The 16,413-nt window shown below is 45.1% G+C and carries 11 protein-coding genes and 4 tRNA genes; 4 read left to right on the plus strand and 11 right to left on the minus strand.

What is annotated here, in order from left to right; translation table 11 throughout:
- The first annotated feature begins 134 nt into the window (after nt 1–134).
- Both J4N44_RS10950 and J4N44_RS10955 read left to right on the plus strand, forming a co-directional pair.
- Nucleotides 135–1,037, plus strand: coding sequence for a DUF3943 domain-containing protein (locus tag J4N44_RS10950; protein ID WP_005445090.1), 903 nt, complete (start codon nt 135–137; stop codon nt 1,035–1,037).
- A 240-nt stretch (nt 1,038–1,277) separates the two neighbouring features.
- Nucleotides 1,278–1,790, plus strand: a complete 513-nt coding sequence (locus J4N44_RS10955) for a glycine cleavage system transcriptional repressor (RefSeq protein ID WP_005445081.1) — start codon at nt 1,278–1,280, stop codon at nt 1,788–1,790.
- A 96-nt stretch (nt 1,791–1,886) separates the two neighbouring features.
- Here the strand turns inward: J4N44_RS10955 and nspC are convergent, their stop codons facing one another.
- The 10 genes from nspC to uvrY form a co-directional block, all read right to left on the minus strand.
- Nucleotides 1,887–3,020 carry a carboxynorspermidine decarboxylase gene (nspC, locus tag J4N44_RS10960; protein WP_005445080.1) on the minus strand — a complete coding sequence of 378 codons (1,134 nt, stop codon included), beginning with the start codon at nt 3,018–3,020 and terminating at the stop codon, nt 1,887–1,889.
- Between the two features lie 204 nt (nt 3,021–3,224).
- Nucleotides 3,225–4,478: a carboxynorspermidine synthase gene (locus J4N44_RS10965; RefSeq protein WP_005445078.1), complete on the minus strand. Its 1,254-nt coding sequence runs from the start codon at nt 4,476–4,478 to the stop codon at nt 3,225–3,227.
- Between the two features lie 18 nt (nt 4,479–4,496).
- Entirely contained in the window at nt 4,497–7,388 is a 2,892-nt protein-coding gene (locus J4N44_RS10970) for a pyridoxal phosphate-dependent class III aminotransferase (RefSeq protein ID WP_252044451.1), read from the minus strand.
- A 747-nt stretch (nt 7,389–8,135) separates the two neighbouring features.
- A tRNA-Gly gene (locus tag J4N44_RS10975) sits at nt 8,136–8,211 on the minus strand.
- A 10-nt stretch (nt 8,212–8,221) separates the two neighbouring features.
- Nucleotides 8,222–8,308, minus strand: a tRNA-Leu gene (locus J4N44_RS10980).
- A gap of 78 nt (nt 8,309–8,386) precedes the next feature.
- Nucleotides 8,387–8,462 (minus strand) — tRNA-Gly (locus J4N44_RS10985).
- 37 nt (nt 8,463–8,499) lie between these two features.
- Nucleotides 8,500–8,573, minus strand: a tRNA-Cys gene (locus tag J4N44_RS10990).
- 400 nt (nt 8,574–8,973) lie between these two features.
- Nucleotides 8,974–9,531, minus strand: a complete 558-nt coding sequence (gene pgsA, locus J4N44_RS10995; RefSeq protein ID WP_005445072.1) for a CDP-diacylglycerol--glycerol-3-phosphate 3-phosphatidyltransferase — start codon at nt 9,529–9,531, stop codon at nt 8,974–8,976.
- Nucleotides 9,532–9,577: 46 nt separating this feature from the next.
- Nucleotides 9,578–11,410: an excinuclease ABC subunit UvrC gene (uvrC, locus tag J4N44_RS11000; protein WP_252044452.1), complete on the minus strand. Its 1,833-nt coding sequence runs from the start codon at nt 11,408–11,410 to the stop codon at nt 9,578–9,580.
- A 1-nt stretch (nt 11,411) separates the two neighbouring features.
- The gene (gene uvrY / locus J4N44_RS11005; protein WP_005434947.1) at nt 11,412–12,056 is read right to left on the minus strand and encodes a UvrY/SirA/GacA family response regulator transcription factor; all 645 of its coding nucleotides are present in this window, start codon (nt 12,054–12,056) and stop codon (nt 11,412–11,414) included.
- A 431-nt stretch (nt 12,057–12,487) separates the two neighbouring features.
- On the opposite strand from uvrY, the gene J4N44_RS11010 reads away from it, so the two are divergent.
- Entirely contained in the window at nt 12,488–14,851 is a 2,364-nt protein-coding gene (locus J4N44_RS11010; RefSeq protein WP_038898625.1) for a DNA polymerase II, read from the plus strand.
- Between the two features lie 39 nt (nt 14,852–14,890).
- Here J4N44_RS11010 and J4N44_RS11015 read toward each other — a convergent pair whose 3' ends face one another.
- The gene (locus tag J4N44_RS11015) at nt 14,891–15,658 is read right to left on the minus strand and encodes a nucleotidyltransferase family protein (RefSeq protein ID WP_020197108.1); all 768 of its coding nucleotides are present in this window, start codon (nt 15,656–15,658) and stop codon (nt 14,891–14,893) included.
- A 186-nt stretch (nt 15,659–15,844) separates the two neighbouring features.
- Here J4N44_RS11015 and efpL point away from each other — a divergent pair, with 186 nt between their 5' ends.
- Nucleotides 15,845–16,411, plus strand: a complete 567-nt coding sequence (efpL, locus tag J4N44_RS11020; protein ID WP_005445063.1) for an elongation factor P-like protein EfpL — start codon at nt 15,845–15,847, stop codon at nt 16,409–16,411.
- Nucleotides 16,412–16,413: the final 2 nt, after the last annotated feature.

Genomic DNA, 16,413 nt, shown 5'->3' on the forward strand with positions numbered 1-16,413 from the left:
TATTGGACTAATCTCATAGTTAATTTGTTGAGATTAAATGTAGGTCAAGTATTTAAATGGCTGTTCTTTTAAGGGATAATTGTGAGCCCGATCATCAAACCAACAACTCGGAGACCTTCGTGTCAAAATCATCCATGTTCAAGAAAACTCTAAGTGGTCTTGTTCTGACGGCATCTGCTACCGCAAATGCAAGCCAGTACGATATGAGTAACCATATTGAGTTCTCTTACACGCCTGATTGCCTGTCAGGTTACTGCGAAACGACCACTCTGTATAGCTTCGAGCCACAAAATCGTCGCTTTGCGATGGGACTTGATAACGATGATTCTTTAAATCTCGACGCAGGCCTTCAACCGAAGCATATGATCGTGCCAAAAGACAAAGATTGGGACTATCTCATGGGTCAAACTTACACCATTCTTGGTTTGAGTGTGGCTACGGTAGGTTTGATGACTTTATTGCCTGAGAGCATTACAAAATGGGACGAAGAAGATCGTGACATGAGTAAGCTAGGCAGCAAGTGGAAAGACAACGTTTCAAGCGGTCCAGTATGGGACCGAGATGAGCACTTTCTAAACTACGTCATGCACCCTTACTTCGGTGGTGTTTACTATACGGCTGCTCGCCACGCTGGCTATAACGAATTTGAATCCTTCTTGTATTCTGCGACCATGTCGACGTTCTTCTGGGAATACGGTGTAGAAGCTTTTGCTGAAATCCCATCATGGCAGGACTTGTTTATTACTCCATTCTTTGGTGCTGTAGTGGGTGAAATGATGCTAACAGCGGAACAAGACATCGTTGCCAATGGTGGTGAAGTAATGGGCTCAGAAACCGTTGGGGACGTTTCTCTATTCTTCCTCAATCCAGTCGGACACATTCACTACTGGGTATCAGATGCATGGGGCGGTAGCGCAGAATTCCAATTCAGTTCATCACCTTGGTTTGGCAACCAAGACGCAGCGAAGTTTGCGATGGATTCCGGCGCAAGCTACGATAACGTCTTCTACGGTTTTGAAATGAAGGTCACCTTCTAAAACCAAACTGTTAAATAGCAGCCTGAGGGCTGCTTTTTTGTGCCCCAAGCATAGTTTTTATTATTTGCATCACGAATTAGCGTCAAAAATTGACCTTTATCAAACCTAACCCTCCTCCAGCACCTACACTGAATTTAAGGACTAATTCCAATAACTTAAGTTTTAAACCTTAAGCTCAAATAACTATAGCGATACGTCTAACCGTGCCGCGTCCAAACCTTATTCCGGGAGGGGACCATTATGAACACTGTGTTTATCGTTAATTTCGTCGGTCAGGCATCACCAGCGACCATCAAACAGCTTGCAGCGGTTACCCATGAAAACGAAGGCAAATGGCTGATCAGTAAAGTGAACTTTATTGAGGATCAGGTTGCCGGCGTGATCAAAATCGAGCTACCAGAGGAAAATGCCAACACAGTGAAAGAGGCGTTCTCTGCTTGCCAAACCCTCATCGTAAAATTCGTTGATTCCGAACCTCACTCTCACCGTGAAGATACGGTCTTTCAGCTTCGTCTGGACGCCAATGATCGTGCAGGCATCGTCAACGAAATCACCCACGTGCTCGATGGACAAGGCATTTCGATTTTAGACATGGACTGTCAACGAGTGTTTATCGCCGGTGGCGGAGGTGTAAGTTCAAGCTTGTTTAGCGCTAAGATGGCAATCAAGTTGCCGAGTGAACTGGAAATTGATGATGTAGCGAATGAGTTAGAATCGCTCAGCGAAGATACTCGTGTGATTGTCGAAAGCTGATCTTAAGCCCAAAGCACTCGGTAATCCTAAGCAATGCATAATAAAAAAGAGCAGCTCATCGCTGCTCTTTTTGCGTTCAATCAAATGAAAAGGTGATTACTTCACTGTCCATTGAGACAGAGAACGTTTGAAGTCTGAATAATCAAATTCGTTCAGCTTTTGAATTTCACCATTTGAACGTTCGCAGTATACCGACGGCATACGTAGACCGTTAAACCAGTTCAGTTTCACCATGGTGTAACCCGCACTATCTAGAATGTGCAGACGCTGTCCGATCTCCAGTGGTTGCTCAAAGTTCGCCACACAGAACTGATCACCAGCTAAACAAGAGCACGAGCCAATGACGTATTCATGTGCACCATTTTCTGCTGCTTCAAGAATCGATGCTGGCTCGTTATAAATCAAAGTATCTAAGCGGTGTGCTTCAGTTGCTGAATCCACAATCGCAGTCTTCTTCACGTTCTCAACAATGTCTACCACAGTCACGACAAGATCCGTCGTTTTAGTGATGATTGCCTCACCCGGCTCTAGGTACATTTGTACGCCGTGCTTTTCAGAGAAAGCTTTCAGTGCAAGCCCCAGCTTTTCGATATCGTAGCCCGGCCACGTAAAGAACACGCCGCCGCCCATGCTAACCCAATCCAGCTTATCGAGATACTCGCCAAACTGCTCTGAGATCGAATCCAACAGACTGATGAATGCGTCCACATCTTTGTTCTCACAGTTCATGTGGAACATCACACCATCAATGCCATCGAAAATTTCCGGCTTGATGTGGTCAGCTTGTACGCCTAGACGAGAAAACTGACGTGCAGGGTTCGCCAAGTCTTGACCTGCATAGCTTACACCCGGGTTTAGACGCAAACCAATCGACGCTTTACCTTCAACAATATGGCGGTAAGCTGCTAACTGCGACTGAGAGTTAAAAATCATCTTGTCGCAGATATCTGCTACTTCACGTACGTCATCCTCGCTGTAGCCAACACTGTAAGCATGAGTCTCTCCACCAAAGGTTTCATAACCAAGCTTCACTTCAAAAGGACCAGAGCTGGTTGTACCGTCTAAGTAAGGCTTGATAATGTCGAATACGCCCCATGTCGAGAAACACTTCAGTGCCAACACTAACTTCACACCAGAGATATCTTTTAGCTGTTTTGCCTTCTCTAGATTCTCAATCAATTTGTCTTCATTGATCATGAAGTATGGGGTTTTAAGTTCGTTTTGTTGCATGTTAATACCTTAGATCCCCTCATAAAAATGAAGGAACTATAAAACCGAACAAAGCCGATGCGATCGCACCGGCTTAGATTGATGATTAAAATAAGCGCAGCTTGCACTGAAACTTCTAATCGAGTTTAGGATGCACGCGTTGTTTGTAACAATTAACGCGCACACCTCAAAACACGATAAAAAGAAATCGTTAGTGTAAGTGCCTTACTTGTTCAGTTCGTGGATAACTGGAAGCCCCTGACCTGCTTCTAATTCCTGAACATGCCAATCTAGACCAATTGTTGGCATTGTTTCTAGGAACGGATCTGGGTCTAGCTGTTCCATGTTGAACACGCCTTTGTCAGCCCATTTACCACGGAAGAACTGCAGCGCTGCTGTAATCGCAGGAACACCCGTCGTGTAAGAGATCGCTTGATGTTCAACGTCTTCGTACGCGACTTCATGATCTGCGTTGTTGTAGATAAACACGCTACGCTCTTTGCCATCTTTCTTACCTTGAACCCAAGTACCGATACACGTTAGACCTGTGTAGCCCGGTGCTAGAGATGTTGGGTCTGGCAATAGCGCTTTTAGTACATGCAGAGGTTGAACGACTGTACCATCGTGCAGCGTTAGTGGATCTGGGCTTAGTAGACCAATATCTCGCATTACATTGAAGTAGTTTAGGTAACGATCACCGAAACCCATCCAGAATTCAATGCGTTTTGCTGGGATGAATTCTTTCATCGAACGAACTTCATCGTGCGCCATTGAGTACACTTTGTGAGAACCACAGTTCGGGAAATCGAACTCTAGCATACGAGAGTGACAAGGTACTTGTTTCCACTCTTCGTTTTCCCAGTAGAATGAATCACCTTGGATCTCTAGCATGTTCGTTTCTGGGTCAAAGTTGGTCGCGAACTTCTTACCGTGGTCACCCGCGTTAACATCCATTACATCAATCGTATCGATTTCGTCAAACAGATGCTTTACAGCGTACGCTGCAAATACCGAGACTACACCTGGATCGAAACCAGCGCCCAGGATACCTGTGATGCCCGCTTCCTCGAACTTCTCACGGTAGCCCCATTGCCAATCGTAAGCTTGTGGTACTTGCTGACCTTCAGAACATAGGTCAACCGCTACTGATGTGTCTAGGTATGAAACTTTTGCTCGGTAACACGCTTCCATGATTGGCATGTTAACCCACGGAGGACCCGCGTTGATGACAAGATCCGGTTTTACTTCTTCAATAAGAGCAACCAGAGAATCTACGTCGTCAGCGTTCACTGCACGCGCTTCTAGCTTCTTAGCTGAATCTTTCAGGTTGTTTTTCTTCTGAATCGATTCGATGATCTTCTCACACTTACCAATAGTACGTGATGCGATTGTGATATCACCCAGAACGTCGTTATTTTGTGCTGCTTTATGTGCAACAACCCAGCCAACGCCGCCTGCACCAATCTGTAGAACTGCCATAGTTTTCCGTTACCTTTATTAAACTAGCTCAACTGCTAGCGTGTTGATTTTAAAGAGCAAAGATTCAAAGTCCGCTGTCGTCAGACAAGGATTCAAAATCGTAAATTTAAGAGCGGTCTTACCATCAACGATGGTTTCACCGAGAACTGCGATACCGCGAGTCAACGCTTCAAGACGCAACGCTTTGTTTAGTTCATCTAAATCTGCAGATGCGTTGTTTGTGCGTACATTGGTTGCGCGGAATAGTACCGTAGAAAGTGCCGGCTCAGCCAAAAGCTCAAACTGATCGTGTGCACGAATCATCTCGGCAACATCTTGAGTTTGTACCAACAGGTGATCGTACATATCGCCCAGCGCTTTAGGACCCACGTTTTGCATCGTCATGAACACTTTCAATGCATCAAAGCGCTTCGTGGTTGCAATAGATTTGTCCACCAAGTTTGGTAGCTCATCGTGTTCTCGGTTCAGATAGTCAGCATGATGAAGTAGGAACTTAAAGTTCGACTTGTCGTTCACCAGCAACGCACCACAACTGATTGTTTGGTAGAACAATTTGTGGAAATCGACACTAATAGAGTGCGCACGCTCTACACCTTTCAGGCGAGATTTGTGACTGCTTAGAATCAGTGCGCCACCGTAAGCGCCATCAACGTGCATCCACATCTCATGCTTCGCTGCCATATCAGCAATGAAATCAAGGTCATCAATTGCGCCGTGGTCAGTCGTACCCGCCGTGCCAACAATGGCGAATGGGATCAGACCTTCTGATTTCGCCTGTGTTAGAACCTGATCTAACTGAGTAACGTCCATTGTACCGTCAGCGTTCGCATCGACGGTCATCACTGCTTTCTCACCCAGTCCCATCCAAGATGCTGACTTTTGAACCGTGAAGTGTGATTTCTTAGAACACACAATGCGCAGTTTATCTGCGTAATCAGGAAGACCCAGCTTTTGGATTGAGTGACCGCTTAGCTTGTGTGCAATCCAGTCTCGCGCCAACATTAGCCCCATTTGGTTGCTTTGCGTACCACCACTGGTGAAGATGCCGTCGCCCTTCTCGCCCAACTCATACTTGTCACACAACCAATTAATCACTTTTTGCTCTACGTAAGTCGCAGAGGAAGCTTGATCCCATGAATCCATAGATTGGTTTAGCGCCGCAATCATGGCTTCTGCCGCAACCGCTGGCATGAGAGGAGGGGTATGTAGATGCGCAATACAATCTGGGTGCTGGGTGAAAATCGCATTCTTTGCAACAAGCTCAGCAGCTTCATCGATGACAGACTTTAACGACGCATTTTTGTTGTCTAGATCGACTGCATTAATCGCTGCTTCCAGCAACTTAGGGTTCATACCAGAGTATGGTGCGTTCACTTCTTCGAACACCGATTTCATTACAGCGGTAGTGTGATTCATAACCGACGCGAATTCGGCACCACCAAGTTCACCAGTTTGAATAAAGTGCTTTTTCCATTCTTCTTGTGGTGCAGTTTCAATATGACTGCCACCCGCTGCGATAATCGCTTCTTCGAGTACGCGAAGCGCAAAGTCGATTTGCTCAAAAGAGATAATAAGAGGTGGAAGGAAGCGAATTACAGAGCCTTCACGACCGCCCTTTTCAACCATCAAGCCGCGCTCAAGCGCCGCACGTTGAATAGCAAGTGTCAATTGACCATCAGCTAGAGGCTCACCAAATTTGTTCAGCTCGCCATTTGGATGCTTAATCTCAACACCAAGCATCAAACCTTTGCCACGAACATCCGCGATACAGTTAACACGTTTTTGAATGCTCTCAAGACCAAAGCGTAAATACTGACCAGCGACGTTCGCATGTTCAACAAGGTTGTCGCGCTGGATGATTTCTAGCGCTTTTGCACCTGAGACCATTGCCAATTGGTTACCACGGAAAGTACCGGTGTGCTCACCTGGCTTCCATGTATCGTGTTGTTTGTTGATCACCAGTAGTGACATAGGTAAGCCACCACCGATTGCTTTAGACAAACATAAAATATCAGGAACAATGCCCGCTTCTTCGAATGCGAAGTTGTAACCTGACTTACCAACACCACATTGAATTTCATCGAAGATCAACAAGATACCGTGATCATCACAAATACGGCGTAGTTCACGTAGCCAGAATGCAGGCGCAGGAATAACACCACCCTCACCTTGGACTGGCTCCACAATGATCGCTGCCGGCTTCATGATACCCGCTTCATCGTCGTTCAAGAGACGCTCGATATAGCGGATGCTCGCTTTCGCACCCTCATCACCGCCAAGCCCAAATGGGCAGCGTAGGCTGTATGGGAATGGCATAAAGTGCACATCTGACATCAATCCAGTACGGCGAGCTTTGGTACCCAAGTTCCCCATCATACCCATGGTGCCATTTGTCATACCGTGGTAGGCTCCACGGAAAGCAAACATGGTGTTACGACCCGTGGTTTGCTTCGCTAATTTAATAGCCGCTTCAACGGCATCCGCACCCGAAGGACCACAGAACTGAATCACGCAGTTGTCGCTTAGCTCTTGAGGAAGGAAGCCTTTAACAGACTTAATGAAATGTGTTTTCGCAGACGTTGCGATATCCAGAGTCTGGTACGGCAAACCAGAATCTAACTGCTCTTTTAACGCTTGGTTGATTTCCGGGTGATTGTAACCCAGAGCCAACGTACCCGCCCCAGCAAGACAGTCTAGAAAGATTTGACCACGCGTATCTTCAACCAAACAGCCGTAAGCTTGTTTAATTGCGATTGGCAAGCGACGTGGGTAAGAACGTACTTCCGATTCATGCTCTGCTTGTTCGATAAGAACTTGATCAGGCGTTAAATCATACGTTCCTTCAACAACTGGAACCTGAGACGAAAAGTAATTTGCGATAGTGTTATCGACTTCAAAGGCAGTGCTCATACTACATAATCCCTTGAATTATAATGATTCTCTTTCCTGTATTTATTCTCGTTAGTATTAAATAACAGGATATACAGATACACCTCCGCATTCGTCATTTTCTAAACGACAAATACAGATAACCCGTCACGACAAGCGCGACTTTTTATTTTGATTGGAGAGTAATCAAGGTTCCGTAATGCACCCGTTTTGTAAAACAGGACATTTCGGCAGTATGAAGCTGATTAGTGTGTGTTTGTTTAAAGGTTTCAATGTTGGGTTTCCCATTAACATGCTGTTTCTTACAGCACTAGTATCCCGTCTATCGACAAATGGCTTTGCCGATACCTACCCTACGTAGTGTCACAATCAGCTTGAATGGTCACTACGCGTATCCCCCAGAGAATCAAAGTCGTAATAATACGCTCCGAGATTGCGCGCGAATTTATCACAAAATAAAATCTTCTGGCAATATCTTTTCACAGGTTGCATATTGACTGAGATCACAATCACAGCAAACGTTTACTGGACTAATTTACCTCAACATTGATGTGCATCGCAGAAGGTCTTCTTAACCTCGACAGAAAAGTAAACGCGTGAAGGTGATTAGTTGAGGCTGTATTTCGTGCGTAGAAAGAGCAAGGAAATTCAGGATAAATAAAGTACGCGGCAGAGGTATCTATGCCAGCATGGAAGGAAAGAAGAAGCTCAGAGAAAAGAAAACAACAGAAATGAAAAAGCCCAGCATTTATGCTGGGCTTTAAAATCTGGAGCGACACACGAGGTTCGAACTCGTGACCTCAACCTTGGCAAGGTTGCGCTCTACCAACTGAGCTAGTGTCGCAGATTTGAGATGGTGCCCCGGGCCGGACTTGAACCGGCACAACGCGAACGTCGAGGGATTTTAAATCCCTTGTGTCTACCAATTCCACCACCAGGGCACACAAATATTCTTTGTGATGCCTTTACAGAAAAGTAAAACACCATCTGATACCGCTAATTGCCATATCATTTTTATTTGGAGCGACACACGAGGTTCGAACTCGTGACCTCAACCTTGGCAAGGTTGCGCTCTACCAACTGAGCTAGTGTCGCATTTATTCTCGAAAGTCATTCACTCTCAAAAGAATAATGGAGGCGCCTCCCGGAGTCGAACCGAGGTCCACGGATTTGCAATCCGCTGCATAGCCACTCTGCCAAGGCGCCTCATTTGTGAAGAAAGCTTAACTTTTCTCACCACCCTTTCAAGCTTTGCTCTCTTGGGTACGGGATGCATTCTACGGATTCGAGCGATCGAGTCAACACTATTTTTATTTTTTTAAATCGTTTGACCAGAATTTGTGCGAAAGACGGTAAATTGATTAGTTTTGATACTGAAACCACACCAAATACACTTGTTTATCATGAATATTGGGCTACTCCACCACCCTATCTCTTTGGGGGATTTTCTATTTCAAGTGTTGATAATCAAAGCCATAAACCATCGCCAAGTGCTGACAGAACAAAAACAAGACTTAGATCACATAAAATTCACTCATAAAATCGAGATAGAAAAAAAGCAGGCGATAGAGCCTGCTTTTTAAAATGCTATTTGTGATGGATTGTTTTAATGATGTTCTTCATTAAGGAGATCATCTTTCGCCGCAGCTAAGTACTGAACCATTGACCAGTACGTCAGGAAGGTTGCTACATATAAAGCACCAAAGCCAAGCCACACCATCCAATCATCGTAACGCCAAATCAGTACCCATAAAGCGAACATTTGCGATACCGTTTTTACTTTACCAACCCAAGAAACTGCGACACTGGCTCGTTTCCCGATTTCTGCCATCCATTCACGCAATGCAGAGATAATGATTTCACGCGCTATCATTGTTACAGCTGGGATAGTCACCCAAATGGTGTGGTAATGCTCCGTGATCAAAATCAACGCTGTTGCTACCAGAACCTTATCTGCTACTGGGTCAATGAAAGCGCCAAAACGCGATGTTTGACCTAGCTTACGAGCCAACATACCGTCGAGCCAATCAGTAAAACCTGCGACCCAGAAAACCATTGCTGCTGCAAACGGTGCCCAAGAGTAAGGTAGATAGAAAACAACCACGAAAACTGGGATTAGGAACAGTCTTAGTAGAGATAGAATGTTCGGGATATTCAAACGCATTTTATTATTCTCTTACACATTGCGGCTTAATGTTGCGGGATTTTCCTTATTGTTTCAATGCTTGGAAAATAATTTCTGCCAAAGAGTGACTAATTCCCGGTACTTTGGCGATTTCTTCAACACTTGCACGCTTTAATTCTTGTAAACCGCCCATGTATTTGAGCAAAGCTTGACGGCGTTTTGGCCCAACCCCTTCAATTCCCTCTAAAGCACTGGTACGACGCGTTTTTCCACGTTTGGCTCTGTGCCCTGCAATGGCATGGTTATGGCTCTCATCTCGGATGTGTTGAATGAGGTGCAATGCTGGTGCATCGCTTGGCAAGTTAAATTCATCACCATCTACGGTAATTAAGGTTTCAAGACCTGGCTTACGGGTTACCCCTTTCGCAATACCGATCATGGTCGGACGCTTAGGCCAATCCCCCCAATATTGAACAATGATTTCGTGCGCTCGATTCAACTGCCCTTTACCACCATCGATAAAGATAATGTCAGGAATCTTCTCTACATCGAGTTGCTTCGAATAACGACGCTCCAATGCTTGTCCCATCGCTGCGTAGTCATCGCCACCAGTAATTCCGGTGATGTTGTAACGACGATACTCTTGCTTAACTGGACCTTCACTGTTGAAAACCACACAAGAGGCAATGGTGCTTTCACCCATAGTGTGCGAAATATCGAAACACTCCATTCGAGCAATAGTTTCCATCCCCAAAACTTCCCGCAGCGCTTTGAAGCGTTGGTTAATGGTCATCTTGTGATTAATTTTGGTCGTAATGGCAGTAAGCGCATTGGTATTGGAAAGTTTTAGATAACGACCCCGTGAACCCGTTGGAGAGGTATGGAACTGAACCTTACGACCTGCCACTTCACTTAGAGCTTGTTGGATAGGCTCTATATCGCCACCCAATTCTTGATTCAAAATAATACGAGAAGGAATGGTACGTGCCTCGTTATGGCTCAGATAATACTGAGTAAGGAAGCTATCAAACACTTCTTGTTGACTTGTATTTTGTGGAATCTTTGGGAAATGGCTGCGACTGCCTAGCACCTTACCCTGACGAATCATCAAAATATGGATACAAGCAATACCGTTTTCTTGGGCAAAGCCAAGTACATCCATATCATCCATGCTGTCTTCTGAAACGTACTGTTGTTCTTGTACACGTCGAATCGCTTGGATCTGGTCACGGAATTTGGCTGCGTCTTCAAAACGAAGCTGTTGGCTTGCCACTTCCATCTTTTCAATAAGCTGCTCAAGTACCTGTTTATCTTTACCCTGCAAAAACAAACGAACAAACCCCACCAGCTCGTCGTATTCTTCATCAGAAATAATCGTGCTCACGCACGGACCTGCGCAGCGACCAATTTGATACATCAAACATGGACGCGTTCGGTTGGAATACACGGTGTCTTCACACTGTCGAACAGGAAGCGTTTTCTGCAATAAGTGCAAGGTTTCTCGTACTGCGCCCGAATCCGGATACGGTCCAAAGTATTCACCTTTGCGTTTTTTCGCACCACGATGCATAGACAGTCGCGGATGTTTGTGACCGCTGATAAAAATGTACGGGTACGATTTATCGTCACGCAGAAGTACGTTGTATTTCGGTAGATATTGCTTGATATAGTTGTGCTCAAGGATGAGCGCTTCCGTCTCGGTATGGGTCACCGTGACGTCAATCTTGGCAATATTACTGACGAGTGCACGTGTCTTCTCACTGTCGACTTTCTTGCGAAAATAACTGGAGAGACGCTTTTTGAGGTCTTTGGCTTTGCCGACATAAATAACAACAGCCTCGGCGTTGTACATTCTGTAAACGCCGGGCTGATGAGTTACTGTCTTGAGAAAGGAAGCCGAATCGAAGGGTTGATTCACACTAAAGGGTCTCGGTGTCCAGCATTCCGTGGCGGATCGCTAAGTGTGTTAACTCAACGTCACCATTGATGTCCAATTTGCTAAACAGACGGTAGCGGTAGCTGTTGACTGTTTTTGGACTTAAATTCAGTTGTTCAGAAATATCCGTAACTTTCTGCCCTTTGGTGATCATCATCATGATCTGCAATTCGCGTTCAGATAGGTCTTTAAATGGGTTTTCTGAGGCTGGTGAGAATTGACTCAATGCCATCTGTTGCGCGATCTCAGGCGAGATGTAACGCTGCCCACTGTTAACCACACGAATTGCGTTAACCATTTCATCAGGACCTGCACCTTTGGTTAGGTAACCAGAAGCACCCGCCTGCATCACTTTAGTTGGGAACGGATTTTCCGTATGAACGGTTAATACGATGATTTTTACATCAGGATTCACGCGAAGAATCTTTTTAGTGGCTTCCAAGCCGCCAATTCCTGGCATGTTCATATCCATTAAAACGACGTCTGCATGATTACTGCGACACCATTTTACTGCTTCTTCACCGCTGTCAGCTTCTCCTGCTACGTTCATTCCACGGACGTCTTCAATAATACGTCGTATCCCTGTGCGAACCAGCTCGTGATCATCTACAAGGAAAACATTTATCAAACTTGTATCTCCACACTTTTATTGGCTCTGCACCCACATAACTTTGGTCAATGTGGATATCAGTATGAGTGCCTATATACTAACGCATAAGACAAAAAATTGCTTTCTATGAATATGTGCTTAAACGCAAAGTTTGGCAAGAACTTATTCATAAACCACTCTATTATTTGAGTGTGCTCTGTGCAAAGCCGAATTTTAAGACAAGCTAATTAACAACATAAACTCCAATAAATCAAGCAACTAGATTTCACTTTGCTCAGCGAAACGCAATATCACCTATAAATGGTTATTCCATAAGCGGGTTATCTCTGCTTTTGTACTCCCGCAACACGTCCGTTTAACCTGCGAAATACAACCACTCTATTTCACTGGTTATTTTTACAGTTCTTAATGATAGAATACGTGCTTCATTGATTTACAAGGTTTCTCTATTGAATATCCAACAAGGCTTCCTTCTCACTCGACAAGCCCGAGACATCAAAGGTCAAACTCAAATTGAGCTTTGGCTTTCGACCGAGAATGGTCCGACCCAATTGTTGATTCAAGGAGAAAGACCGGTCTTCTTTATCGAGCAAGCACAAATCGAGCAAACCAAGCGATTTGCCACTTCTAAGCAAATTGCTGTCGACATACGCTCGCTTGAGTTAAAGAACTTCCAACTAACTCCTTTAGCCGCGTGTTATACCCAGACCACGAAAGACGCATTCGCTCTACAAGATGAACTGAAGCAAAACGACATCGTCCATTTCGAGGGCGATGTACGACTTGCCGATCGTTATCTGATGGAACGCTTTATCAAAGGCAGTATGGAGTTTACCGGTAACCAACAATCACTAAACGGCTTCCAACGCATTCAAAATGCAAAGTGTCGCACAGGTGAATACCAACCTAAGCTGCATGTGGTCTCTCTAGATTTGGAATGCTCAGAGAAAGGCATTCTCTACTCGATTGGTTTAGATAGCCCTGTTGATTCACGCGTGATTATGATTGGCGAACCGGAACAAGCAGAGACGCCAATTCAATGGGTAAAAGATGAGAAGGCTTTGCTCGATGCTTTAATTGCGTGGTTTAAGCAATTTGACCCAGATGTGATTGTTGGTTGGAACGTTATCGACTTCGATTTCCGTCTGCTGCATAAGCGCGCAGAGTGGCATAACATGAAGCTGATATTAGGTCGTGCAGACCAGCCAAGTTTCTTCCGCAGCTCAGCACAAAGCCAACAGGGCTTTATCTCTATTCCTGGTCGTGTTGTGCTGGATGGTATCGATACGCTCAAAACCGCGACCTACCATTTCCGTTCTTGGTCACTTGAGTCTGTTTCACAAGAACTCCTTGGCGAAGGTAAAGAAATTCATAACGTGCATGACAGAATGGATGAAATCAATCGCATGTACCGTTCAGACAAGCCGTCTCTCGCTAAATACAACTTGCAAGATTGTGTGTTGGTTAACAAGATTTTTGACCACACTCATCTACTCGACTTCGCGATAGAACGCTCCCGTCTAACAGGTGTGGAATTAGACCGCGTTGGGGGGTCAGTGGCCGCATTTACCAATTTGTATCTGCCTCAAATCCACCGAGCAGGCTATGTTGCCCCAAACCTGCATCCAGAAAACTGGATCGCCAGCCCAGGGGGCTATGTGATGGACTCTATCCCGAACCTTTACGATTCCGTATTGGTGCTCGATTTTAAGAGTCTTTACCCCTCTATTATTCGCTCATTCTTGATTGACCCTATGGGTTTGGTCGAGGGCTTACAGCTTGAAATCGGCAAAGCAGAAGATGAAGCGGTACCGGGATTTCGTGGTGGTCAGTTCCATCGCTCGAAACACTTTCTACCCGAGATGATCGAAAAGCTCTGGGCAGCCCGCGACGTCGCAAAGAAGAACAATGAGAAAGCCTTCTCGCAAGCTATCAAAATCATCATGAACTCTTTCTATGGCGTGCTTGGTTCTTCCGGTTGTCGTTTCTTTGATACCCGCCTTGCTTCAAGCATCACCATGCGTGGGCACGAAATTATGAAGCAAACCAAGGTGCTGATCGAAGCCAAAGGCTATCAAGTGATTTATGGCGATACCGATTCAACTTTTGTGTCGTTAAATGGTCCGTATAGCCAAGCAGATGCCGATAAGATTGGTATTGAACTGGTCGAATACATTAATCAATGGTGGGGTGATCACCTTCGTGATGAATACAATCTCAATTCGATTCTTGAGCTAGAATACGAAACCCATTATCGCAAGTTCTTGATGCCGACTATTCGAGGCGCAGAAACTGGCTCAAAGAAACGCTACGCTGGTCTGATTGGTGAAGGTGAAAAAGAACGTATCATCTTTAAAGGGTTAGAGAGCGCACGCACCGACTGGACACCGCTGGCGCAGCGTTTCCAAAACACCTTGTACCAAATGATTTTCCATGGTGAAGATCCGAGTGATTACGTACGAGAGATGGTTGAAAAAACCAATAGTGGCGAGTTTGATGATCAATTGGTTTATCAAAAGCGCTTACGTCGCAAGCTGCACGAATACCAAAAGAACATTCCGCCACAAGTACGCGCTGCGCGCTTAGCCGATGACATCAATGCTAAATTAGGCAGACCATTGCAGTATCAAAACCGTGGTCGAATTGAATATTTGATCACTGTTAACGGACCAGAACCACATGAGTACCGTAATAGCCCTATCGACTATCAGCATTATATTGATAAACAGCTAAAACCGATCGCGGACGCTATTTTGCCGTTCATTGGCACAGACTTCGAGCAGTTATCTGCACCACAGATGGGGCTGTTCTAAATCAGATTCGAAATTGGAAAGGCGCTAACGCTGTTGGCGTTAACCAATGCGGAATTCGGTTTTCTGATATTGCTTTACTAACCAATCGCCAAAACCGTCCAATAACCCAACCACAGAGCGTTTAGGGATAGGACGTCCAGAGAGCAGAATACCAAGGCGTTCTATCTCAAGTTGCTTTTCTGGGTGATACTGCAAAAACACTTCGCCACATTTAAGCGGGTCGTCAAACCAACGTTTATCACGATACATGATTAAAGAATACGAAGCGCGAAGCAGTTTCTTGGCGATAATAACTTGAGCACTGACCAGCTCTTCAACACTTTGTGCTTGTACAATCTTGGTACGATACACCGACAGCCAATCTTCCACATCCATGTTCCAGTGCTTGGCAATCTCCCAACTTGGTACATAATCACCAAAGCAATCTGCCAGATCATCACCATAAACACACACACAGCAATGCTTGAGCATAAAACCCCAAGTAAAAATGCTATCGAGATTGGCTACTTCATTGACCAACGCCGTGCGAATCGACACCCCTTTCACGTGAGGATACCCTTGCTGTGCTCGCCATTTGATGGTGTTTAGTAACGTGGCGCGGTTGTTTTCAAAGTCCGCCTTTGTCACAACCACCATATCAAGATTCGATCTACCTGCGACCGCAGACTTACGGGCCACGCTACCGTAGACGTAAACACTGTGCAAGTTTGCGCCAAGCCCACCTTTTAGGCATGCGAGAACTTCTCTGAGCAGAGGTTCGAATTCACGTTGGAAAGGATGTTTTGGATCGATAATAGGGAGAGACATTGAAGAAAACGCGATCTCAAGCTTTTAACGGACGAAGGGCTATATGATCCACCAGCATTACGTTTGGATCAAGCCTATTCATCTCCTTATTAATGTTCAAATTACTGAGTGGAATTTTAATGCCAGACAAAGAACTTAGCGCTATAATCACCAAGTTTTGCTTAATAAGTGTAATAGGAAAATACAATGCCAAAGGCAAGTGAAATCAAAAAAGGCTTCGCAATCGAGTCTAATGGTAAAACTCTTCTAGTTAAAGACATCGAAGTAACGACTCCTGGCGGTCGTGGCGGCGCTAAAATCTACAAAATGCGTTGTACAGATCTGAACACTGGTGCTCGTGTAGACGAGCGTTACAAGTCTGATGATGTTGTTGAAACAGTAGAAATGAACAAACGTGCAGTTGTGTACTCATACGCTGACGGCGATGAGCACATCTTCATGGACAACGAAGACTACTCACAATACACATTCAAGCACAATGAAGTTGAAGACGACATGCTGTTCATCAACGAAGACACACAAGGTATCCACATTATCCTTGTGAACGGTGCTGCTGTGGGTATCGAACTACCATCTTCTGTTGAGCTAGTGATTGAAGAAACTGACCCTTCAATCAAAGGTGCTTCTGCATCTGCACGTACTAAACCAGCACGCTTTGCTTCAGGTCTTGTAATCCAAGTTCCTGAATACATCGCAACTGGTGACCGTGTTATCATTAACACGACTGAACGTAAATACATGAGCCGAGCATAAGC

Source organism: Vibrio sp. SCSIO 43155 (genome assembly GCF_023716605.1).
Classification (GTDB): Bacteria; Pseudomonadota; Gammaproteobacteria; order Enterobacterales; family Vibrionaceae; genus Vibrio; species Vibrio harveyi.